Source organism: Streptomyces sp. NPDC003379 (genome assembly GCF_053589195.1).
The window spans coordinates 149,680-171,672 of sequence record NZ_JBSFRK010000013.1 but is presented as its reverse complement, the minus strand read 5'-3'; the positions used below and the strand labels follow the sequence as shown (position 1 = coordinate 171,672).

The 21,993-nt window shown below is 70.7% G+C and carries 21 protein-coding genes and 1 tRNA gene; 6 read left to right on the top strand and 16 right to left on the bottom strand.

What is annotated here, in order from left to right; all coding sequences use genetic code 11:
* Positions 1 to 45: 45 nt before the first annotated feature.
* Together ACWDVB_RS15215 and ACWDVB_RS15210 are read left to right on the top strand one after the other, a co-directional pair.
* Positions 46 to 2,502, top strand: coding sequence for an NACHT domain-containing protein (locus ACWDVB_RS15215; protein ID WP_451515075.1), 2,457 nt, complete (start codon positions 46 to 48; stop codon positions 2,500 to 2,502).
* A gap of 88 nt (positions 2,503 to 2,590) precedes the next feature.
* Positions 2,591 to 2,938 (top strand): hypothetical protein, encoded by a 348-nt coding sequence (locus ACWDVB_RS15210; RefSeq protein WP_451515076.1) that lies wholly within the window; start codon positions 2,591 to 2,593, stop codon positions 2,936 to 2,938.
* A 90-nt stretch (positions 2,939 to 3,028) separates the two neighbouring features.
* On the opposite strand, the gene ACWDVB_RS15205 is transcribed toward ACWDVB_RS15210, so the two are convergent.
* Positions 3,029 to 3,110: transfer RNA gene (locus tag ACWDVB_RS15205), tRNA-Tyr, on the bottom strand.
* 194 nt (positions 3,111 to 3,304) lie between these two features.
* Here ACWDVB_RS15205 and ACWDVB_RS15200 point away from each other — a divergent pair.
* Entirely contained in the window at positions 3,305 to 3,793 is a 489-nt protein-coding gene (locus ACWDVB_RS15200) for a YajQ family cyclic di-GMP-binding protein (protein WP_451515077.1), read from the top strand.
* Positions 3,794 to 3,897: 104 nt separating this feature from the next.
* On the opposite strand, the gene ACWDVB_RS15195 is transcribed toward ACWDVB_RS15200, so the two are convergent.
* Positions 3,898 to 4,164: a GlsB/YeaQ/YmgE family stress response membrane protein gene (locus ACWDVB_RS15195; protein ID WP_451515078.1), complete on the bottom strand. Its 267-nt coding sequence runs from the start codon at positions 4,162 to 4,164 to the stop codon at positions 3,898 to 3,900.
* Between the two features lie 122 nt (positions 4,165 to 4,286).
* On the opposite strand from ACWDVB_RS15195, the gene ACWDVB_RS15190 reads away from it, so the two are divergent.
* Positions 4,287 to 5,537, top strand: a complete 1,251-nt coding sequence (locus tag ACWDVB_RS15190; RefSeq protein WP_451515079.1) for an APC family permease — start codon at positions 4,287 to 4,289, stop codon at positions 5,535 to 5,537.
* Between the two features lie 79 nt (positions 5,538 to 5,616).
* Here the strand turns inward: ACWDVB_RS15190 and ACWDVB_RS15185 are convergent, their stop codons facing one another.
* The 14 genes from ACWDVB_RS15185 to ACWDVB_RS15120 form a co-directional block, all read right to left on the bottom strand.
* On the bottom strand, positions 5,617 to 6,153 hold the full coding sequence (locus tag ACWDVB_RS15185) for an SMI1/KNR4 family protein (RefSeq protein WP_451515080.1): 537 nt from the start codon (positions 6,151 to 6,153) through the stop codon (positions 5,617 to 5,619).
* 98 nt (positions 6,154 to 6,251) lie between these two features.
* Positions 6,252 to 7,067: a barstar family protein gene (locus ACWDVB_RS15180; RefSeq protein WP_451515081.1), complete on the bottom strand. Its 816-nt coding sequence runs from the start codon at positions 7,065 to 7,067 to the stop codon at positions 6,252 to 6,254.
* A gap of 15 nt (positions 7,068 to 7,082) precedes the next feature.
* A complete protein-coding gene (locus tag ACWDVB_RS15175) occupies positions 7,083 to 7,478 on the bottom strand; it encodes a YccF domain-containing protein (RefSeq protein ID WP_451515082.1) in 396 nt (131 codons plus the stop codon).
* A complete protein-coding gene (htpX, locus tag ACWDVB_RS15170; RefSeq protein ID WP_451515083.1) occupies positions 7,475 to 8,338 on the bottom strand; it encodes a zinc metalloprotease HtpX in 864 nt (287 codons plus the stop codon). Before htpX ends, ACWDVB_RS15175 begins: the two co-directional genes overlap by 4 nt.
* Before the next feature lie 161 nt (positions 8,339 to 8,499).
* Positions 8,500 to 10,200 carry an NADH-quinone oxidoreductase subunit N gene (locus ACWDVB_RS15165; protein WP_451515084.1) on the bottom strand — a complete coding sequence of 567 codons (1,701 nt, stop codon included), beginning with the start codon at positions 10,198 to 10,200 and terminating at the stop codon, positions 8,500 to 8,502.
* Positions 10,092 to 11,726: an NADH-quinone oxidoreductase subunit M gene (locus ACWDVB_RS15160; RefSeq protein WP_451515085.1), complete on the bottom strand. Its 1,635-nt coding sequence runs from the start codon at positions 11,724 to 11,726 to the stop codon at positions 10,092 to 10,094. Before ACWDVB_RS15160 ends, ACWDVB_RS15165 begins: the two co-directional genes overlap by 109 nt.
* A 6-nt stretch (positions 11,727 to 11,732) precedes the next feature.
* Positions 11,733 to 13,727, bottom strand: coding sequence for an NADH-quinone oxidoreductase subunit 5 family protein (locus tag ACWDVB_RS15155; RefSeq protein WP_451515086.1), 1,995 nt, complete (start codon positions 13,725 to 13,727; stop codon positions 11,733 to 11,735).
* On the bottom strand, positions 13,724 to 14,131 hold the full coding sequence (gene nuoK, locus ACWDVB_RS15150; RefSeq protein WP_451515087.1) for an NADH-quinone oxidoreductase subunit NuoK: 408 nt from the start codon (positions 14,129 to 14,131) through the stop codon (positions 13,724 to 13,726). The genes ACWDVB_RS15155 and nuoK overlap by 4 nt, the downstream gene beginning before the upstream one ends.
* Positions 14,131 to 14,781, bottom strand: a complete 651-nt coding sequence (locus ACWDVB_RS15145) for an NADH-quinone oxidoreductase subunit J family protein (protein WP_451515088.1) — start codon at positions 14,779 to 14,781, stop codon at positions 14,131 to 14,133. The genes nuoK and ACWDVB_RS15145 overlap by 1 nt, the downstream gene beginning before the upstream one ends.
* Positions 14,778 to 15,338 carry a NuoI/complex I 23 kDa subunit family protein gene (locus tag ACWDVB_RS15140; RefSeq protein WP_451515089.1) on the bottom strand — a complete coding sequence of 187 codons (561 nt, stop codon included), beginning with the start codon at positions 15,336 to 15,338 and terminating at the stop codon, positions 14,778 to 14,780. Before ACWDVB_RS15140 ends, ACWDVB_RS15145 begins: the two co-directional genes overlap by 4 nt.
* Positions 15,338 to 16,306, bottom strand: a complete 969-nt coding sequence (locus ACWDVB_RS15135; protein ID WP_451515090.1) for a complex I subunit 1/NuoH family protein — start codon at positions 16,304 to 16,306, stop codon at positions 15,338 to 15,340. Before ACWDVB_RS15135 ends, ACWDVB_RS15140 begins: the two co-directional genes overlap by 1 nt.
* Complete coding sequence (locus tag ACWDVB_RS15130) at positions 16,303 to 17,838, bottom strand: NADH-quinone oxidoreductase subunit C (RefSeq protein WP_451515091.1); 1,536 nt, start codon at positions 17,836 to 17,838, stop codon at positions 16,303 to 16,305. The genes ACWDVB_RS15135 and ACWDVB_RS15130 overlap by 4 nt, the downstream gene beginning before the upstream one ends.
* Positions 17,835 to 18,452 carry an NADH-quinone oxidoreductase subunit B gene (locus tag ACWDVB_RS15125; RefSeq protein ID WP_451515092.1) on the bottom strand — a complete coding sequence of 206 codons (618 nt, stop codon included), beginning with the start codon at positions 18,450 to 18,452 and terminating at the stop codon, positions 17,835 to 17,837. Before ACWDVB_RS15125 ends, ACWDVB_RS15130 begins: the two co-directional genes overlap by 4 nt.
* Positions 18,443 to 18,832: an NADH-quinone oxidoreductase subunit A gene (locus ACWDVB_RS15120; protein WP_451515093.1), complete on the bottom strand. Its 390-nt coding sequence runs from the start codon at positions 18,830 to 18,832 to the stop codon at positions 18,443 to 18,445. The genes ACWDVB_RS15125 and ACWDVB_RS15120 overlap by 10 nt, the downstream gene beginning before the upstream one ends.
* 310 nt (positions 18,833 to 19,142) lie before the next feature.
* Here ACWDVB_RS15120 and ACWDVB_RS15115 point away from each other — a divergent pair, with 310 nt between their 5' ends.
* Both ACWDVB_RS15115 and ACWDVB_RS15110 read left to right on the top strand, forming a co-directional pair.
* Positions 19,143 to 20,345 carry a sensor histidine kinase gene (locus ACWDVB_RS15115; protein ID WP_451515216.1) on the top strand — a complete coding sequence of 401 codons (1,203 nt, stop codon included), beginning with the start codon at positions 19,143 to 19,145 and terminating at the stop codon, positions 20,343 to 20,345.
* A 184-nt stretch (positions 20,346 to 20,529) separates the two neighbouring features.
* The gene (locus ACWDVB_RS15110; protein ID WP_451515094.1) at positions 20,530 to 21,894 is read left to right on the top strand and encodes a sensor histidine kinase; all 1,365 of its coding nucleotides are present in this window, start codon (positions 20,530 to 20,532) and stop codon (positions 21,892 to 21,894) included.
* The last annotated feature ends 99 nt before the right edge of the window (positions 21,895 to 21,993 follow it).

The following is a 21,993-nucleotide window of genomic DNA, read 5'->3' as shown; positions in this document are numbered from 1 at the left end:
CGCCTCAACCGTGACGCGTAGGGGCGCGTGGGCGCGTAGCGGCGCGTGGAGACCCGGCCGTGCACGGCCCGACGCCTCAACTGCCGTGAGCGATTCCCGCGTTGTCGGAACGCCTCACAGCGTCTGCCCTACTCTGGCCCGAAAACAGCTGTTGCCCGTGCCACACGCACGCCTCGCCACACGCACGCCTCGCCACCACATGCACGCCTCGGAGGGTCGATGGAACCGGCCGTGATCGGAGCTCGTCTCGCGTCGAGCATCGTGGGCCCCCTCGTCAGAAAGCTCTTCCTGCCGGAAGGTGCCGGGGCCGATCTGGTCGACAGACCCATCCGTGTCTCCCGGCTCATCTCCTTCCGGGGCGAGAAGCGAACGCTTGCCGACAAGGACCTGCGCAAGATCGCGGAAGAGTTGGTCAAGCGTGCCGCCCACTCGACCGGCGTCGAGGAACTGCTCCCCTCCTATGAGAAGCAAGCCGTCGTCAACGCCGTCGCTGATTCATTGCGCGCCCTGGGGACGCTCGAAATGGAGGATGTGCAGGCGGTACGCCTCGGACATCTCCAGCTCTCCCAGCACTTGCGGGCCCAGAACAGGACAGCCACGTACGGCTTGTCCAGTGACGCGGTGACCCTGCACGCCAGCGTGATGGATACGGCGTGCCTGCACATCCTGAACTTCTTCACCCAGCGTTCCACTTTCGTGCCACGCACACTGCTCGAACAGAGCCGCAGCATCGAGGTGTTGACGCGGAGAATCGACTCCCTGATCACGCGGTCACCATCCCCTGCGGACGGCCCTTTCGAGGAAAGATATTCGCACTACATCGCCGCGAAACACGGCAAGTTGAGCATCTTCGGGCTCGACCTGTCCGAAGCACCGGAGAGCTGGCGGCTCGACGTGGCGTATCTCAGCCTGGACGTGACAGGCGACGCGGTGAACGCCGTGCCGTCCCTCGTATCGGCCGACCATGTCCTCGCGGGCCGAACCCGCGTATTGCTGCGCGGCGTGGCCGGTTCGGGGAAAACCACCCTCGCGCAATGGCTGGCGGTATCCACCGCGAAGAAGTCGCTCGACGAACACCTCCTCTACCTCTACGGACTTGTGCCCTTTGTGCTGCCACTGCGCACGCTGACCCGGAGCGGCACGCCCCTCCCCGCCCCCGACGCGTTCCTGACCGCGGTGGACTGCCCCATCGCCGGCATCCAGCCGACCGGGTGGATCGACAGGGTGCTGCAGGCGGGGCGCGGACTCATCCTGATCGACGGCATCGACGAGATCCCCGAGGACGGCCGCAATGACGCCCGCCGCTGGCTCCAGGAACTTCTCAGCGCCTACCCCGACAATCGCTGGCTCGTCACCTCCAGGCCCTCAGCGGTGCGCGACCGTTGGCTGATCGACGACGACTTCGCCGAACTGGACCTCGCCCCCATGAACCGGGACAACGTCGCTGAATTCATCAGGCGTTGGCACAGGGCCGCCGGTATCAGCGACCAGTACGCCAAAGAACTGCTCCGCATGGTCCGGGCCAAACAGGACCTGAGCAGGCTTGCCTCCAATCCGCTGATGTGCGGTCTGATCTGCGCACTGCACCAGGACAGGCGCGGGTATCTCCCCGAAGGCCGCAAGGAGATCTACGACGCGGCCCTGTCCATGCTGCTCTTCAGAAGAGACCGCGAGCGGGGCGTCTACAAGTCCGGACCGTTCCACATCAGCGAAGCCGAGCACATCCAGCTCATCCAGAAACTGGCCTACTGGATGATCCGCAACGGCCGTTCCGAAATGAACCGCACCGACGCGGTGGAACTCCTGGGCCAGGTCCTGCCGGCCATGCCTAAGGTCGCTGAGCAGGGCACACCGGAAGAGGTCTACCAGCATCTGCTCGTCCGCAGTGGGCTGCTCCGCGAACCGAGCTCCGATTCCATGGATTTCGTCCACCGGACCTTCCAGGATTACCTCGGGGCCAAAGCAGCGGTCGAAGGTCTTGATTTCGACTTCCTCATCGCCAACGCCCACTCGGACCAGTGGGAGGACGTCATCAGGATGGCTGTCGCCCACGCACGCCCCACGGAGCGGACGTACCTGCTCACCGGTCTCATCAGGCGCGAGGACACCTCACGCCAGGGCTTGAACCGTCTGCACCTGCTCGCGGCCGCCTGCCTGGAGCACGCGACCGAACTCGATCCCGCAGTGCGAGTCGAGGTGCAGGAGCGGGCCGCGGCCCTGATCCCACCGCGTTCGGCGGAACAGGCACGTGCTCTGGCGGCGATCGGCCCCGTCGTACTCGACCTGCTGCCGCCCCCTCGCGAGCTGCCGCCTCGCCCGAGGCACGCGGATCACTTCGACTCGGACGAAGAGAAGCGCAGAGCCAAGGAGGAGGCAGCCGCCTACCAGGCCGTGGCCGACGAGGCGTACTACACCGTTCTCACGGCCACCCCCATCGCCAGCTACGCCGCGATCGACGTGCTCCCAGTACCACGACCACCCGGACCTGCGCGTTCGGAGTGAACTCGCACAGGCGTGGAGCAGGTACGACACCGATCTGTACGGTGAGGACGTCATCGCGCGCCTCGCGGAGGACGACCTCTACTTCCCGGTGACGAACCTCCCGGAACTACGCGCGCTGCGCCGATTCGGCGGCCGATCCCGCATCAAACTCGCAGGCGAACTGACCGTCGCCGAGTTCATCTCCACGTGCCCCCATCAATGCCTCACCCATCTGTGGCTGGAGGTCGACATGGGAAGCGGCTGGGAGTGGCTGAACACCTTCCCCAAGCTCTGCGAGCTCACCGTCGAGACGGTCCGCCCCAGCATCGACATCAGCTCGCTGGGGTCGGTGCGGTCCCTGCTCACTCTCCGCGTGCCGGAAGGGGTGAGTCTCGTGGGCAGCGCCCACCTGCCGGGGTCCACGAAGATCGTGCGTCAGCGCCTTGGCGCGGTCTGAGGGCAAGAAGGTGCGAGAAGGTGCGAGAAGGGCAAAAAGAAACCCCCTCTGATCTGCGTAAACGTAGATCAGAGGGGGTTTCCCTCAGCGTGGCGGCGCCAGGATTCGAACCTGGGAAGGCTGAGCCGGCAGATTTACAGTCTGCTCCCTTTGGCCGCTCGGGCACACCGCCGGGTTTGCTGCCTGGCCCCGCTTTCGCGGTGCTCCGTGGCAACGACGTAAACGATACCTGATGCACAGGGATGCTTCGCCACCCGATTGATCGGCACCCGGCGCGGGGACGGTGGCTAGGCTTTGCGGATGCGGCCAGCGTCAGGCGGCCGTATCCGCTGAGTACGCACACCCCGATACAAGGAGCCACAGGACATGGCCGACTCCAGTTTCGACATCGTCTCGAAGGTCGAGCGGCAGGAGGTCGACAACGCCCTCAACCAGGCCGCCAAGGAGATTTCGCAGCGCTACGACTTCAAGGGCACGGGCGCCTCGATCTCGTGGTCCGGCGAGAAGATCCTGATGGAGGCGAGCGGCGAGGAGCGGGTCAAGGCGATCCTCGACGTCTTCGAGTCCAAGCTGGTCAAGCGCGGCATCTCGCTGAAGGCGCTGGACGCGGGCGAGCCGCAGCTGTCCGGCAAGGAGTACAAGATCTTCGCCTCGATCGAGGAGGGCATCTCCCAGGAGAACGCGAAGAAGGTCGCCAAGATCATCCGCGATGAGGGCCCCAAGGGCGTCAAGGCGCAGGTCCAGGGCGAGGAGCTGCGCGTCAGCTCGAAGAGCCGGGACGACCTGCAGGCCGTGCAGGCGCTGCTCAAGGGGCAGGACTTCGACTTCGCGCTGCAGTTCGTGAACTATCGGTAGTTCGCGAGCTACTCATAGTTCATGAGCTACCGATAGCTCGTGAGCTACGCGTAGCAAGGCGACGCCGAAGGGCGGGCTCCCCCATCGGGGTGCCCGCCCTTGTCTCAGCGTCGTGAGTGGCCGAAGAGGACGCGGTAGGCGACGAGCAGGACGAGTGAGCCGCCGATGGCCGCCGCCCAGGTGGCGCCGTCGTAGAAGTGGTTGACGATCGGGCGGTCGAGGTAGCGGGCGGAGATCCAGCCGCCGATGAACGCGCCCGCGATGCCGATGACGGTCGTGCCGATGAAGCCGCCCGGGTCGCGGCCGGGCAGCAGCAGTTTGGCGGCGGCTCCGGCGAGCAGCCCCAGAACGATCCAGCTGATGATGCCCATGCGGTGACCCGGCCTTTCTGGCGCGATGAGCTTCTCTCGCGCGGTGAACTTTTTGTGCGCTGTTGTCCTGAAGGACGTCTCTACGGAGTGACGCGGTTGCGGAGATCCGTAAGGTGCGGCGCATGACACAGCAGCCGGCGCTCCGCCGCACCCTCGGGGTCTTCGACGCGGTGATGATCGGCCTGGGGTCGATGGTGGGGGCGGGGATCTTCGCGGCGCTCGGTCCCGCGGCGGGTGCCGCCGGTTCGGGGATGCTCGTCGGGCTCGGCCTCGCTGCCGTGGTCGCGTACTGCAACGCGACGGCGTCGGCGCGGCTCGCCGCCCGCTATCCCGCGTCGGGCGGGACCTATGTCTACGGGCGGGAGCGGCTCGGGGAGTTCTGGGGGTACCTGGCGGGCTGGGCGTTCGTCGTCGGCAAGACGGCGTCCTGTGCGGCGATGGCGCTGACCGTGGGGGCGTACGTCTGGCCGGGGCAGGCGCACGCGGTGGCGGTCGGGGCCGTGGTGCTGCTCACCGGCGTGAATTATCTGGGCGTTCAGAAGTCGGCGTGGCTGACGCGGGGGATCGTGGCGGTGGTGCTCGCCGTGCTGGCGGCGGCTGTCGTCGCCTGCCTCGGGTCGGAGGCGGCCGACGCCGGGCGGCTCGACGTGGGGCTCTCGGGCGGGGTCGGCGGGGTGCTTCAGGCCGCGGGGCTGCTGTTCTTCGCCTTCGCCGGGTACGCGCGGATCGCGACGCTCGGCGAGGAGGTGCGCGACCCGGCACGCACTATTCCGCGGGCGATCCCGCTGGCGTTGGGCATCGCCCTGTGCGTGTACGCGGCCGTAGCGGTCGCCGTGCTGTCCGTCCTTGGGCCTTCGGGGCTCGCCGGCGCGACCGCACCGCTGGCTGACGCGGTACGGGCGGCCGGTGAGCCGGGGCTCGTTCCCGTGGTGCGGGCGGGGGCCGCGGTGGCGGCGCTCGGCACCCTGCTCGCGTTGATCCTGGGCGTCTCGCGGACGACGCTGGCCATGGCGCGGGACAGGCATCTCCCGGAGGCGCTCGCGGCCGTGCATCCGCGCTTTCGGGTACCGCACCGCGCGGAGCTGGTCGTGGGCGCGGTGGTGGCGGTGGCGGCCGCGACGGCGGATGTGCGTGGGGCGATCGGCTTCTCCTCCTTCGGGGTGCTCGTGTATTACGCGATCGCCAACGCCTCGGCGTGGACGCTCGGTTCGTCGCCCGCTGCGCGTGCCGTGCCCGCGGTGGGCGGCCTCGGGTGCGTGGTGCTGGCGTTCGCGCTGCCGGTGTCATCGGTGGTGGCCGGCGGGGCGGTGCTGGCGGTGGGGGTCGTGGCTTACAGGGTGCGGCGGTGGCGGTGGCAGTGGCCGTGGCGTTGACCGGGCGGGGGCTCGCTCTTGGCTGCGCCGATGACGCCTTCGGGCACGTATCAGGCGCAGCTCGCGTATCAGGCGCGGCTCACGCGCGCGTGCGTTCCGGCCAAGCCGGCAGTTCCAAGCCGTCGTTGTCCTCCTCGTACCACCCCGTGCCGTCCAGCCAGGCGGTGAGCCACGCCGTGAGGCTCGGAGAGTCGACGAACCAGGCGTGCTCCGGGTCGCCGCCGTTGGGTTCGAAGAGCAGGACCTGGGCGGCGTCCGTACGGCAGTCCACGCACGCGTACATCGCGCAGCCCCAGTGGGATATCGGCAGCACGCCTTCGGGCCAGCCCCAGTCGTCACCATGGCGCATCCCGAGGTACTTCTCGACGACGGACGGCTCGCCCCCGGAGGAATTGCCTTCGAGCAGCGGCAACAAGCCGTACTCCGGGCCGAACCCGCCGTCTCCTATGCGGGTGTAGAGCGCGGCGAGCAGCGGCGGCAGACGGAAGCCCACGGCGGCCTCCGCCCGGGCCAGGGTGTCCACGTCCACGGGGGCGGGCAGGACGTCCCAGCCCCAGGGGCGGGTGGCGCGCGCCTCCGCCGCTACCCGGTCCAGCAACTGCTCGGTGACGTTCATGAGTTCATGGTGGACCACGGCACTGACAATCGGCCCCGAGCGCTTCCGCCCGCGCCCGCTCTCCCTGCTCCCCTGCTCACCCGCTGTCCTGCTCGCCCTCAGGCCTGCACGGTCTCGACGCCCATCAGTGCCAGGAAACCGAGGAGTTCCTCGTAGGACGGCGGGCGGATGTCGGTGCGCGGTGTGACACCCAGGCAGGTCCGGGCGATGTTCGTGTCGTGCCAGACGAGCGTCAGAGGCGGCGGGAGTGCGCCGAGGCCGTCGGCGAGGGTTCTCAGGTCCCGCCCGACGTACCCGCCGGGCCCCTTCACCGCTTCTCCGAGCGCGCAGTAGAAGGCCGGCTCGTCGGTGATGTGGCGGCCGTCGAGGTGGTACGTGGCTCCCGGCCCGGCACCGGGACGGTGCCGTCCCACGGCCTCTCGGGCGACGGCCAGCCAGTGGGTCCGGCCCTCCGTGCCGTGGCGCGCCCAGAGGTTGGGTTCGCTGGGGCGGCCGTCCCCCCACACGTCCCAGACCTCTCCGGCGGCACGTGGTGGCCGTACGGTCCACGGATCCAGGGCCAGGTCGACGAGGCCGCGTCCGCGCGCGGACGGGATCCAGGCGACGACCTCGCCCTCTATGGCGTGCTGGAGGGTCTGCCCCATCCCTCCCAGGCGCAGCACCTTGCCGTGCCCCAGCTCGCCCTTCCCGGCCTCCAGAGCGTCCCGCAGGGCGCCGCGCGGCGAGCAGCCGAGCAGGCGCACCGGCGGTTCGGCGAGCGCCTCGGACGGGCCGTCACAGCACTCGGGGACGTCTGCCCGGCCCGGCAGTTGATCGGCGAAGAGATGCTCGGCGTCGGCGCAGAGCGCCCAGATGTCGTCGTACTCGGGCGCTTCGGGGTCGTACGCGGCGAGCGCGTACCTCGGCAGCTGCACCGGAGCGCGCCGGTTCTAGTAGCGCGCGGTGAACGGCTGGTCCGTGCGGACGATCTCGCGGCCCAGCGGCAGCAGCGAGACCGGGATCAGCTTGAAGTTGGCGACGCCCAGGGGGATGCCGATGATCGTGACGCAGAGGAGGAAGCCGGTGACGATGTGGCCGATCGCGAGCCACCAGCCCGCGAGGACCAGCCACAGGACGTTCCCCAGGCAGGAGGGCGCGCCCGCGTCACGGCGCTCGACCGTGGTGTACCCGAAGGGCCACAGGGCATAGCGGCCGATGCGGAAGCTCGCCAGGCCGAACGGGATGCCGATGATCGTGACGCAGAGCAGCGCGCCCGCCAGCAAGTAGGCCAGGAACATCCAGAAGCCGCAGAGGACGAGCCATATGACGTTGAGGATTGTCTTCACTGGTGACGACCTGCCATCTGCTCGAGTCGGGCGATGCGCTCCGCCATCGGCGGATGTGTGGAGAACATCTTGGACATGCCCTGCCCCGGACGGAAGGGGTTCGCGATCATCATGTGGCTCGCCGTCTCGAGGCGGGGCTCGGGCGGTAGCGGCAACTGCTTCGTACCGGCTTCGAGTTTACGCAGGGCGCTCGCGAGAGCGAGCGGGTCGCCGGTGAGCTGTGCGCCGGACGCGTCGGCCTCGTACTCCCTGGAACGGCTGATCGCCAGCTGGATGATGGAGGCCGCCAGCGGGCCGAGCAGCATGATCAAGAGCATTCCGAAGATGCCGGGGCCGTCGTTGTCGTTCGACCGGCCCACGGGGATCAGCCAGGCGAAGTTCACCAGGAACATGATCACGGAGGCCAGGGCTCCGGCGACCGAGGAGATCAGGATGTCGCGGTTGTAGACGTGGCTGAGCTCGTGGCCGATGACGCCGCGCAGCTCGCGCTCGTCGAGGAGGCGCAGGATGCCGTCGGTGCAGCACACCGCCGCGTTGCGCGGATTGCGGCCGGTCGCGAAGGCGTTCGGGGCCTCCGTGGGCGAGATGTACAGGCGGGGCATGGGCTGGCGGGCCTGGGTGGAGAGGTCGCGGACCATGCGGTACAGCGCGGGTGCCTCGAATTCGCTCACCGGGCGGGCGCGCATGGCACGCAGGGCCAGCTTGTCGCTGTTCCAGTACGCGTACGCATTGGTGCCGAGCGCCACGAAGAGCGCGACGACCAGCCCCGTACGCCCGAAGAAACTGCCGATCACGAGGATGAGCGCGGACAGTCCCCCGAGGAGTACGGCGGTCTTCAACCCGTTGTGCCGGCGGTGCACGGTACGCCCTCCTGGTGGTGCGTGGGGGAACCCTCTGTTGACTGGTGCTTCCACTGTTCAGTGGACCCTCCCGTACTGGTCAACGCCAGGCGGGGAGCACTAGTTCCCTTGTGCGCTCAGGAGCGGTGTAGGCCGCGCGGGTGACGGCTCCGGGGCCGCGGTCAGAAGAGGCCGGTGTCCGAGAACCTCAGGACGAGCTGCGGCGCTCCGGAGAGCGCGACGCCGAGGACCGCGGTCAGCGCGATGGCCGCCGTGACAGGGGCCGGGACACGGTGCTCGACCGGCTCGCCCTCGGGGGCGCGGAACAGGAGCGCGGTCCACTGGAGGTAGTAGTAGAGCGCGATCACCACGTTCACGGCCATCACCACGGCGAGCCAGCCGAGGCCCGCGTCCACCGCGGCGGAGAAGACGGTGACCTTGGCGAAGAGTCCGATGATGCCCGGTGGCAGGCCCGCGAGGCAGAGCAGGAAGAAGGCCAGCACGAGGGCGGCCAGGGGGCTGCGCGCGTACAGGCCCCGGTAGTCGCTGACGCGGTTCAGGCGCTGGGTGCGCCCGACGAGCGCGGCCACGGCGAAGGCTCCGAGGTTCACGACCGCGTACATCAGGGCGTACGCGACGGTGGAGCCGATGGCCTTCTCGGCGCCGGCCTCGTTGTCCGCGTACCCGGCGGCGGCGATCGGCACCAGGAGGTACCCGGCCTGGCCGACCGAGGACCAGGCGAGGAGGCGGACCGCGCTGTACGCGCGCGTGGACTGCTGCCGCAGGGCTGCGACGTTGCCCGCCGTCATGGTGAGCGCGGCGAGGACGGCGAGGACCGGGCCCCAGACGTCCGCGTACGAGGGGAAGGCGACGACGGTGACAAGGATGAGCCCGGTGAATCCGACGGCCTTCCCGACGACGGAGAGGTACGCGGCGACCGGCAGGGGCGCGCCTACGTAGGTGTCCGGTACCCAGAAGTGGAAGGGCACGGCGGCCACCTTGAAGGCGAAGCCGACGAGGGTGAGGGCGACGCCGGTCTGGGCGAGCGTGTGCAGCTGCCCGTCGACCTCCTGGAGTTTGGTGGCGATCTCTGTGAGGTGCAGGGTGCCGGTCGCCGCGTACACGAAGCTGACGCCCATGAGGCTCACGGCAGTCGCGGTGACCGAGGAGAGGAAGAACTTCAGGGCCGCTTCGGAGGAGCGCTTGTCGCCGTACCTGAGGCCTACGAGGGCGAAGGCGGGCAGGGAGGCGACTTCCAGGGCGACGATGAGCGTCGCGAGGTCGCGCGAGGCGGGCAGCAGGGCGGCGCCCGCCGCGGAGGAGAGCAGCAGGAACCAGAACTCGCCCGCGGGGAGTTCGCCCTCGGAGATCTCGGAGACCTCGGAGACCTTGGAGCCTTCGGGCCCCTTGGGCCCCTTGGGCCCCTGCGCGTCCTTCAGGGTGGTCATGGAGAGCAGGGCGGCCAGCAGAGCGCCACCCAGGACGAGGAGTTGGATGACCAGGGTGAAGCGGTCCGCGGTGTAGCTGCACGCGTGCGTGCCGCCGCCGGTCAGGCAGAAGGTCGAGCGGTCGTCGTCCAGGAGGGGCAGCAGGGCGAGCGCCGCCGCGGCCAGGCCCGCCACGGAGATCCAGCCGAGGAGCGCCTTTTTGCCGTCGCCCACGAAGAGGTCGGCCACGAGTACGACGAGGCCGACGACCGCCGCGATGGTCGGCGGCGCGATCGCGAGCCAGTCAACGGACTGGACGAGGCTTGCGGCGCTTTCGGCGGCCACGGTCACGACTTGCCTCCAGTGAGGAGCTTCTGCACGGCCGGGTCGGTCAGGCCGAGGAGAGCCGCGGGCCAGAGTCCGGCGAGGATGGTGAGGGCGACGAGTGGGGTCCATGCGGCGAGTTCGTAGCCGTGGACGTCGGCGAGCGGAGTGGGAGCGGGCTCGGCGGCCGGCGCGGTCTGCGGCATCGGGCCCATGCAGACTCTGCGTACGACGATGAGCATGTAGGCGGCGGTGAGCAGGGTGCCGAAGGCGCCGATCGCCATGAAGGTGAGGAACGCCGGGCGGCTCAGCCCCTCGGCGGGCTTGAACGCGCCGAACAGCGCCAGCATCTCGCCCCAGAACCCGGCGAGGCCCGGCAGGCCGAGCGAGGCGACGGCGCCGAAGGCGAGCAGGCCGCCGAGGCGCGGCGCCTTGCCGTAGAGGGCGGCGCCGGACTCCTGCGCGAGCGAGTCGAGGTCGGTGGTGCCGGTGCGGTCCTTGAGCGCGCCGACGAGGAAGAAGAGCAGGCCGGTGATGAGGCCGTGCGCGATGTTGGCGAACAGCGCGCCGTTCACGCCGGTCGGGCTCATCGTCGCGATGCCGAGCAGCACGAAGCCCATGTGGCCGACGGACGAGTAGGCGATGAGGCGCTTGAGGTCGCCCTTCGCGCCCCGCTTGGCGAGCGCGAGGCAGGCGAGCGAGCCGTAGATGATCCCGACGACCGCGAAGGCCGCGAGGTACGGCGCGAACTCCCGCATTCCGTCCGGGGCGATGGGCAGCAGGATGCGGACGAACCCGTACGTACCCATCTTCAGCAGCACGCCGGCCAGCAGGACCGAGCCGACGGTGGGCGCGGCGGTGTGGGCGTCCGGCAGCCAGCTGTGCAGCGGCCACATCGGCGTCTTGACCGCGAGCCCGATCCCGATCGCCACAACGGCGATGACCTGCACGGATGTGGTCAGGCCCCGGCCGTTGTCAGTGGCGAGTGCCACCATGTCGAATGTGCCGGACTTGAGCCCGATGAGGAGGAGGCCCAGCAGCATCACGACGGAGCCGAGCAGCGTGTAGAGGATGAACTTCCAGGCCGCTTGGGTGCGTTGACCACCGCCCCAGCGGGCGATGAGGAAGTACATCGGGATGAGCACCATCTCGAACGCCAGGAAGAACAGCAGCAGATCGAGGACGGCGAAGGTCGCGAGGGTGCCGGATTCGAGTACGAGGATCAGCGCGACGAATGCCTTGGGGGACGGGCCCGCGGGCATTTTGAAATAGCTGTAGAGCGCGCAGAGGAAGGTCAGCAGCGCGGTCAGGACCAGAAGGGGGAGCGAGATGCCGTCGATGCCGAGGTGGATGCGCACGTCGAGTGCGGGGATCCAGCTGATATCGGTCGTGGCCTGCATCTTCGACGGCTGGGATGGGGTCTCCCCTGCTCGAGCGGAGTCGAGAGCTTGGGGATGGTCGAAGCCGAGCGCGAGGACGATCGCGGCCAGCAGGATGACGCCGCTCACCAGCACGCCGTGGCGCAGCACGGCCTGGTTGGGCGACTTTCCCTTCAGCCCGGGCGGGGCCGGCAGGAGAGCGGCCACGGCGCCGATGAGCGGGCCGACGACGATCAACACCAGAAGAAACTGCATCACGGACTCACTGATACCGATCACGGCTGCTCACGCTCCGGCGGTGGCGACGAGGACGGCGGCGACGGCCAGGACGACCGTGCCTGCGAGCAGCGCGCTCAAATAGGTCTGCACGTTGCCGGTCTGCGCGCGCCGGACGGCCGCGCCGAGCCAGCGGGGTGCGGTGCCCGCGCCCCGCACGTACGTCTCCACGACCTCGCGGTCGAGGAAGCGGACGAGGCGCGCGGCGGCCTGGACCGGGCGGACGAACACGGCGGCGTAGACGGCGTCGAGGCGGAAGCCGACGGCCGCGTGGCGGTGCAGGGGCCCGAGCAGCAGGCGGCCGGGGTCGGCCGGGTCGTGGGCCGAGGCCACGTCTCCGTATGCGGGGGCGTGCGAGGCGATGGCCTCTGCCTCGACCTGTCCCCCGTCACCGTCCGGGCTCACCGCGACCGCGCCCATCGGGACGCGGGCGGCGAGTGCCGCGGTGTGCCGCCACGCGCCGTAGGTGACGAGGACGCCGACGAGGGCGAGGCCCGTGCCGAGTACGGAGGTCGTGAGCGTCGGGGCGAGCGAGTGGCCGTCGAACCAGTCCGGCAGGACACCGACGGCGAGACCGAAGGCGAGGGAGGGGACGGCAAGCACCCAGAGCACGGCCGTCATGGCGAGGGGCTGCCTGCCGTGGTCGGGCACCTCGGCTCCCCTGCAGTGGAAGGCCAGCAGCCATAGACGCGTCGCGTACGCGGCGGTGAGGAGGGCGGTGAGCAGACCGGCGACGAGGACGATCCAGCCCGCGGTGGTGGGCGCGGACTCGGCGTGGCCCGTGGCCGTGTGCTCGGCGGCGCCGAGCACGGCCTCCTTGGAGAAGAAGCCGCTGAACGGCGGGATCGCGGCGAGTGCGAGGAGCGCCACGGTCATCGTCCAGTAGGCGTCCGGGATGCGGTCGCGCAGGCCCCGCATGCGGGACATGGCGGCCAGCGAGTTGGTGCCGGCGGCGTGGATGATCACGCCCGCGGTGAGGAACAGCAGCGCCTTGAAGGCGCCGTGTGACAGGAGGTGGAAGACGGCGGCACCGCGGTCGCCGACGGCGAGGGCGCCGGTCATGTAGCCGAGCTGGCCGATCGTCGAGTACGCGAGGACGCGCTTGATGTCGTCCTGGGCGAGCGCGGCGAGGGCCGAGCCGGCCATGGTGACGGCGGCCATGACGGCGAGAACGACCAGGGCCGCGTGGGAGGCGGCGAAGACAGGGAGGAGCCGGGCCACGAAGTAGACACCGGCGGCGACCATCGTCGCGGCGTGGATCAGCGCGGAGACGGGCGTGGGGCCCGCCATCGCGTCGGGCAGCCAGGTGTGCAGCGGGAACTGCGCGGACTTGCCCGCCACTCCCGCGAGGAGCAGCAGGGCGATCAGCGTGGGGTGGTCGAGGCCGCCGTCCGCGACCGTCGCGAGGATCGTCGTGATGCGGAACGAGCCCGTGTCCGTGGCGAGGGCGAACAGGCCGATCAGGAAGGGGACGTCGCCGAGCTTGGTGACCAGGAAGGCCTTCAGGGAGGCGGCGCGCGCCTCGGGCGTCTCCCAGTAGTGGCCGACGAGGAAGTACGAGCAGATGCCCATGATCTCCCAGCCGACCAGGAGCACCATCAGGTCGCCGGAGTAGACGACGAGCAGCATCGCGGAGGTGAAGAGGGAGACGAGAGCGGCGTACGAGGGGTAGCGCGGGTCCTCGCGCAGGTAGCCCGTCGAGTAGATCTGCACGCAGGAGGCGACGACGCCGACGAGGACGGCGACGAGGGCGGCGAAGCCGTCGATGTGCAGGGCGAGTTCGATGGGGACCGACCCGGTCGGGGTGAGCTCGGTGGCGGCGTCGACCGGCTGGTCGCCGCCCTGGCGGACGGCCACGAGGACGGCAAGGAGCAGGGCCGTCAGCGTGGGCAGGACCGCGAGGGGGCGTACGAGTTGGGGGGTCCGGCGGCCGAGCAGCAGGCCCGCGGCCGCGCCCAGGAACGGCAGGAGGGGGACGAGGACGGCGAGGGTGGTCGTGGTCACGCGGTGGCCTCGGCCTTCTGCGACTGAGCTGACTGCGGTGACTCCTGCGTCTCCTGCGACCCCTGTGATTCCCGCGTCTCGTCTGCCGCAGTGGGTTCGGCGGTGTCGCGGAGGTCGTCGACGGCGGAGGTGCCGCGGTTGCGGTAGACCGCCAGGACGATCGCGAGGCCGATGCCGATCTCGGCGGCGGCGATGGCGATGGTGAAGAGGGCCAGGGCCTGGCCGGCGTGGAGGGAGTCGCGGAGCCAGACGTCGAAGGCGACGAGGTTGAGGTTGACGGCGTTGAGCATCAGCTCGACGGACATCAGGACGAGGATCGCGTTGCGCCGGGCGAGTACGCCGTAGAGGCCGACGCAGAAGAGGAGGGCGGCGAGGACGGCCGGGTAGGCGAGGTGGAGGTGCATCAGCGGTCTCCCTCCGGGGCGGTGGCGCCGTTGGTCGTCTCGGGGCCGGTCGCGCCGTTCGTCGTGCCGGGGCCGGTCGCGCCCTTGGCCGCCTTGCGGGACAGGACGATCGCGCCGACGAGGGCGGCGAGGAGGAGGACCGAGAGCGCCTCGAAGGGGAGCACCCAGTGCCGGAAGAGGACCGAGCCGGTCACGTCGGTGGAGCCCTGGGCGGCGCCTTCCAGGTCGATCACCGTGGTGCGGAAGGCGTCCACGACGACCCAGACCAGAGCGGCGGCGGCGACGAGGGCCACCGCGAGCGCGACCGGGCGGTTGCCGGAATCGGCGTCCGGGGAGCGGCCGATGGGCGCCCTGGTGAGCATGAGACCGAAGAGGAGGAGGACCACGACGGAACCGACGTAGATGAGGACCTGCACCCAGGCGATGAACTCCGCGGTCAGCAGGAGGTACTCGACGGCGAGGCCGCCGAGCGCCACGACCAGCCAGAGCGCGGCGTGCACCAGCTGCCTGGTCGTGACGGTGATGACCGCCGCGCCGAGCGTGACGAGGCCGACGAGGAGGAAGGCGATCTCGACGCCGGTCGGGGAGAGGAAGCCGTGGGTTTCGGCGGCCTTGGCGGCTGTCGCCGCGGTGGCTGCTGCGGAGGTCACGCCTCGCCCTCCTTCGTCTCGGGCGCGGTCGCCTCGGCGGCGGCCAGCTTCTCCGCGGCCTTGCGGGCGGCGGCGAGTTCCTTCGGCTCCTCGGCGCCGGGGTCCAGGGCGGGCGGGGCCGGGACCGTCCACATCCACTCGCGGAGTTTGTCGCGCTCGTGGGTGAGTTCGTGGATGTCGGTCTCGGCGTACTCGAACTCCGGGGACCAGAAGAGGGCGTCGAAGGGGCAGACCTCGATGCAGATGCCGCAGTACATGCAGAGGGCGAAGTCGATGGCGAAGCGGTCGAGGACGTTGCGGCTGCGCTCGCGGCCGCCGGGGGCGGCGGGCGGGACCGTCTCCTTGTGGGAGTCGATGTAGATGCACCAGTCCGGGCACTCGCGGGCGCACAGCATGCAGACCGTGCAGTTCTCCTCGAACAGACCGATGACGCCTCGGGTGCGGGGCGGCAGCTCGGGCTGGGCTTCGGGGTACTGCTCGGTGACGGTCTTCTTCGTCATCGTGCGGAGGGTGACGGCGAGGCCCTTGGCGAGGCCTGACCCTGGGATCGGAGGCATCAGTTGATCGCCACCTTCACGATTCCGGTGAGCGCGATCTGCGCGAGGGCGAGGGGAATGAGCGTGGTCCAGGCGAGCTTCTGGAGCTGGTCCTCGCGGAGACGGGGGTAGGAGACGCGCAGCCAGATCACGACGAACGCGAGGACGGCCGTCTTGAGCAGGGTCCAAACCCAGCCCAGGCCGTCGGCGCCCCACGGGCCGTGCCAGCCGCCCAGGAAGAGGACGGTGGTCAGGCCGCACAGGACGACGATTCCGGCGTACTCGGCGAGGAGGAAGAGGGCGAAGCGCAGACCGGTGTACTCGGTGTAGGCGCCGAAGATGATCTCGGAGTCGGCGACCGGCATGTCGAAGGGCGGGCGCTGGAGTTCGGCGAGGCCCGCGACGAAGAAGACGAGGGCGCCGACGATCTGCCAGGGCAGCCACCACCACTCGAACGCGTCGACGATGCCGGGCAGCGAGACCGTGCCCGCCGCCATCGCGACCGAGGCGGCGGCGAGCAGCATGGGCAGTTCGTAGGCGAGGAGTTGGGCGGCGGTGCGGAGGCCGCCGAGGAGGGAGAACTTGTTGGCGCTGGCCCAGCCCGCCATGAGCGAGCCGAGTACGCCGATGCCCATGACCGCGAGTACGAAGAAGATGCCCGCGTCGACGACCTCGCCGACCGCGCCCTCGCCGGGGCCGATCGGGATCGCGACGAGGACGAGGAGGTACGGGAGGAGGGCGATCGCGGGGGCCAGCTGGAAGACGCGGCGGTCCGCCTCGGCCGGGACGATGTCTTCCTTCTGGGCGAACTTGACACCGTCGGCGACGAGTTGGGCCCAGCCGTGGAAGCCGCCGGCGTACATGGGGCCGAGGCGGCCCTGCATATGGGCCATCACCTTGTGCTCGGTCTGGCCGATCACGAGGGGCAGGACCAGGAACACCGCGAAGACGATGACGAGGCGCAGGGCGACGTCGAGGGCGTCGTTCACTCACTGCCTCCTGGGCGTTCGCCGTTCTCCGGGTTCTTGGCGGGGGCGGGGTTCGTCTCGGGCTCGGGGGGCTTGGGGGGTTCGGCGGGGGCTGACTGCTCGGGCTCCACCTCGGGCCGCTTGGGGTCCGTGTCGTCGAACGTCGGGCGTGCGTGGTGCCACGGGGCGTCCGAGCTGCGTGGGGCCGGGCGGCGCTTGGGCTCGGGGTTCGCGGAAGGCGCGGCCTCGGGTGCCGGTGCCGGTGCCGCCTCGGATGCGGGCTCCGGCTCTGCCTCCGGTGTGGCCCCCGTGGCTTCCGCGCCCTCCATAGCCGGGGCCGCCTCGCGCTGGGACACCGAGCCCTGGCCGGCGCTGCGCGAGCGCCTCGGGGGGCGGGCAGGGGTCACCGGTTGCTGAGCCTCGGCGGGCTGCTCCCCGGGGGTGACCGGCTCGCGGGGGTCGACCGGGTCTACGGAGGTGGCCGGGTCTGCGGACGGCGTGGTCGGCTCTCCGGAGGTGGCGACCGGCTCACCAGAGGCGACCGGGTCTACGAAGGTGGCCGCCTCTCCGGAGGCGACCGGGTCTACGGGGGTGGCCGCCTCTCCGGAGGCGACCGGGTCTACGGACGGCGTGGTCGGCTCTCCGGAGGTGGCGACCGGCTCACCAGAGGCGACCGGCTTCCCGGAGGGGCCCTGCCCCTCCGCCTTGTCCTGGCCCGCCGCAGCCGCGGTCTCGCCCACCACACCCGCAGGCTGGCCCGCCGCAGCCGCGGTCTCACCCGCCAACCCCGCAGACTGGCTCGCCGCACCCGCGGACTGGCTCGCCGAGCCCTCGCTCACCGAGCGGGACCGCCGCGCCGGGCGTTCACCGCCCACCGCACGGCCAGCGGCACCCGCCGCGCCCCGAGCAGCCCCCGCCGCCCCGCCAGCGGCACCCGCCGCGCCCGCCGCGCGCCCCGCGCCACGGGTCGGGCGGGACGGCGTCGCGGGGAGCTGGCCCTTCAAGGGGCCCCATTCGTTGGGGTCGGGTACGCCGGGGGGGAGCATTTGGCGGCGCTTGGGGCCGCCGTGTTCGGACTCTCCCGGTTCCTTGGCGCCCGGCCAGGCCTTCGCGACGCGGGCCGCGAGGATGAAGTCCTTGCGGAGAGGGTGGCCTTCGAAGTTCTCGGGCAGCAGCAGCGGCGCGAGGCCGGGGTGGCCCTCGAACGTCACGCCGAACATCTCGTGCGTCTCGCGCTCGTGCCAGGCGGCACCCGCGTAGACGCCGACCGCGGAGGCCAGCACCGGGGCGTCGTGCGCGACGGTCGTACGCAGGAGGAGGCGTCGTACGGGAGAGAGCGCGACGACGTGGGCGGCGACGCGGAACCCCGTGCCGGGCTCGTCGACCGCGCTCAGCCAGTCGAAGTAGGTGCAGGAGAGCGTGGTGCGGGCGGTCTCCAGGGCGGTGGTCCAGGAGGCCGCGGGGACGTCGACGGTCAGTACGTCGTACGCCTCCTCGGCCGTCGCCTCCGTGCCGAAGAGCTCCTCGACGGGGCTCGGCAGCCAGCCGGTCACCGGTCACCTTCCTGGGCCTCGGGGGCGGACGCCGGGGCCTGGACGAGGCCGCTGCGAAGCGCCGCCGCGGAGGGCCGCGTGCCGGTTCCGTACCGCTCGCCCAGCGACTCCCGGGCGATCTTCTCCTGGAGTTTGAGGATGCCCTGGAGCAGCGCCTCGGGCCGGGGCGGGCAGCCGGGAACGTACACGTCGACCGGGATGATCTGGTCGACGCCCTTGGTGACGGAGTACGAGTCCCAGTAGGGGCCGCCGCAGTTGGCGCAGGCGCCGAAGGAGATGACGTACTTCGGTTCGGGCATCTGTTCGTACAGGCGCTTCACGGCGGGCGCCATCTTGTCCGTGACCGTGCCGGAGACGACCATCAGGTCGGCCTGGCGCGGGCCGGGCGCGAACGGGATGACGCCGAGCCGGATGAAGTCGTGGCGCGCCATGGAGGCGGCGATGAACTCGATGGCGCAGCAGGCGAGGCCGAAGTTGAAGACCCAGAGGGAGTACCGGCGGCCCCAGTTGAGGACCACCTTCATCGGCTCGGGGGCCAGGCGGGAGAGCACGCCCAGCCTCTTCGGCTCCGGAAGGTCCACGGGAGCGGGGGCGGGGGCGGGGGTCACGTCCACGTCAGGACGCCCTTCTTGTATGCGTACAGCAGGCCCACGGCGAGGAAGCCGAGGAAGATGAACATCTCCACGAGCGTCGTCGCGCCGTAGCCGGGCTCGGCGAAGACCGTCGCCCAGGGGAAGAGGAAGATCGAGTCGACGGCGAAGATCACGTAGAGGAAGGCGTAGACGTAGTAGCGGACCTGGGTGTGCGCCCAGCCCTCGCCGACGGGGTCGACGCCGCACTCGTACGTCAGGAGTTTCTCGGGGGTGGGCACCACCGGGCGCAGCAGCCGCCCCGCGCCGAAGGCGACGGCGACGAACAGCACGCCCACGAGGGCGAGCAGCCCTACGACGGAGTACGACTGGTAGTAGCTCGCCGCGACGTTCGTCACGTGCACGTCAGCCCCTCACTCACGTCAGCCCCTCGATCTGTACGCACGGGAGTCTAGGGCCTGCTAAAGGATCGGTAAGCAGAGCGTCACGCATCGGTGTGGACGGGCCGGTGGGGTGGGGTTATCCCCCGGCCCGTCCGGGCGGGGGTCCTCATGGCGTTACGGCGGCGCGCCGGGCACTCTGGCGCGTATGACCGCAAGCACCATGCCCCCGCCCGAGGACCGGACATCGCCCGCGCCGTCGTACGACGACCGGACATCGCCCGCGCCGTCGTACGACGACCGGGTGTCGTCCGCGCCGTCCCACGACGACCGGATGTCGCCCGGGTCCTCGTACGACGACCGGCCGCCGCCCGCGCGATTCGCGTACGACCGGCACACCTGGAAAGAGATCGCTCAGCTGCTGGTGAACCTGCCGGTGGGTGTCGTCGGCTTCGTCTACGCGGTGGTGTCGCTGGCGCTCGGCGTCGGTCTGACGGTGACGGTCGTCGGTCTGCCGCTGCTGGCGGCGGCGTTGCTCGGGGCGCGGCTGCTGGGCAGGGCCGAGCGGGCGCGGGCCAGGAAACTGCTCGGTGTGCGGGTGGAGGAGCCGAGTCCGATGCCGGTGCTCGGCGGGCACGGCTTCTTCGGCTGGCTCTGGTCGAGCCTGAAGGACCCGGTGGGGTGGCGCACGATGCTGTACGCGTTCATCCGGTTGCCGTGGGGCGTGTTGACCTTCGCGGTCACGCTCATCGGGCTCTTCGTGCTCTGGCCGGTGCTGCCCTTCGTCGTCCGTGGCCTCACCAACGTCGACCGGGCGATGGTGCGCGGGCTGCTCTGCCCCTCCGACGAGCTGGAGCGGCGTATCGCCGAACTGGAGTCCGACCGGGGGGTGGTCGTGGACACGGCCGCCGCGGATCTGCGGCGCATCGAGCGCGATCTGCACGACGGCGCGCAGGCCCGCCTGGTCGCCCTGGCGATGGGGCTGGGGCTCGCCAAGGAGAAGCTGACCGAGGACCCCGAGGCCGCGGCCCGCATGGTGGACGAGGCACACGGCGAGGTGAAGGTCGCCCTCCAGGAGCTGCGCGACCTCGCCCGCGGCATCCACCCCGCGGTCCTCACCGACCGCGGCCTGAACGCGGCGCTCTCCTCACTCGCCGCGCGCTGCACCGTGCCGGTGAAGGTGACCGCGGATCTGCCGGCCCGGCCAGCGGCCGCCATCGAGGGCAGCGCGTACTTCACGGTCTCCGAGCTGCTGCAGAACGTCAGCAAGCACAGTGGGGCGCGGAACGCGAGCGTCGAGGTGTGGCGCGCGGACGACCGGCTGCTCATCCAGGTCTGGGACGACGGGCGTGGCGGGGCCCGGCTCGACGGCGGCACCGGCATGGCGGGCCTCGCGGACCGGCTCGGCGCGGTCGACGGGCTGTTCGTCATCGACTCGCCGGAGGGCGGTCCGACGACGATCACGGCGGAACTGCCGTGGCGCGACCGCGCGGGGGACCACGGTGGCCATGCGTCCGGTTCGCCGCGCCGGCTTTGACTTTTTCCGGCGGGGCGCCAGGGGGCTGGGCCGGATGCGGGTGGGCACGCCACCCGCCGATGGCCAGGGTAGGGAAAACCCCCGCCCCGAGACGCCGACCCGCTCCATGGTCCGCGAGCCCCGTGGCGGCGAGGCTGGAGGCACGGCAAACAGGCAGCGGCTCGACCAGAAACGGATGGCAGTGATGGCCACGGAATACGGACAGGGGTACACGCACATGGACCGGCCGGACTTCCGGGCAGAGGCAACCGGCATGGAGGAGCGGCGCCGCCGCCTCCCCGCGGGGCTGCGCGCCCCGATCGAGGCCCGTGCCTGGAAGGAGTTCGGCTACATCCTGCTGAGCCTGCCCATCGGCATCACCTCCTTCGTCTTCGCGGTCACGATGCTCTCGCTCGGCGCGGGTCTGCTGGTCACCTTCATCGGCATCCCGGTGCTCGCCGGCGCCCTGGCCGGCTGCCGCGGCATCGGCGCCCTTGAGCGGACGCGGGCCCGCGGCCTGCTCGACCTCGACGTCGCCGCCCCGGAGCCGCTGCGGCCCAAGGGCGGCGGTGCGATGGCGGTCATCGGCGCCGTCCTCAAGAGCGGCGCGTCCTGGCGGCATCTGCTCTACTCCGTGCTGCTGATGCCGTGGTCGCTGTTCTCGTTCGTCGTGGCGGTGGTCTTCTGGTCGTACGGCTGGATGATGCTCACGTATCCGCTGTGGTTCTGGCTCTTCCCGATGTACGGAGGCCAGGACGGCATCCAGCTCTACGACGACGGCGGCCACCACATCTACCTCGACAACCCCTTCGAGATCGGCATCACGGCGGCGACCGGCCTGCTGATCACGCTGGCCACGCCGTGGATCGTGCGGGCCCTGACGACCGTGGACCGCGTTCTGGTGCACGGCCTGCTCGGCCCCTCGCGGCTCGCGACCCGCGTCGTCGAACTGGAGTCCGACCGAGGCGTGGTCGTGGACACCGCCGCCGCGGATCTGCGCCGCATCGAGCGCGATCTGCACGACGGCGCGCAGGCCCGCCTGGTCGCCCTCGCGATGGGGCTGGGCCTCGCCAAGGAGAAGCTGACCGAGGACCCCGAGGCCGCGGCCCGCATGGTGGACGAGGCACACGGCGAGGTGAAGGTCGCCCTCCAGGAGCTGCGCGACCTCGCCCGCGGCATCCACCCCGCGGTCCTCACCGACCGCGGCCTGAACGCGGCGCTCTCCTCACTCGCCGCGCGCTGCACCGTGCCGGTCCAGGTGGAGGTCGACCTGGACAGCCGTCCGGCGGCCGCCATCGAGGGCATCGCGTACTTCACGGTCTCCGAGCTGCTGCAGAACATCAGCAAGCACAGCCGGGCGACCCAGGGCTCGGTCGACGTGTGGCGGTCCGAGGACCGGCTGATGCTCCAGGTCACGGACAACGGCTCGGGCGGCGCCGACGTGACGGCGGGCTCCGGACTCGCGGGCCTCGCAGAGCGGCTGGACGCGGTCGACGGAATCCTGGTCGTCGACTCGCCGCTGGGCGGCCCGACCACCATCACCGCGGAACTTCCCTGGCGCCATGCCTGAGGCCCCACATTCCAGGTCCCGGGTTCTGGCCTGAGTTGATCTGCCCGCCCCCCTTCCGCGCGCCGCCCCCGGTCCGACGCACCGACCGGGGGCGGCGCG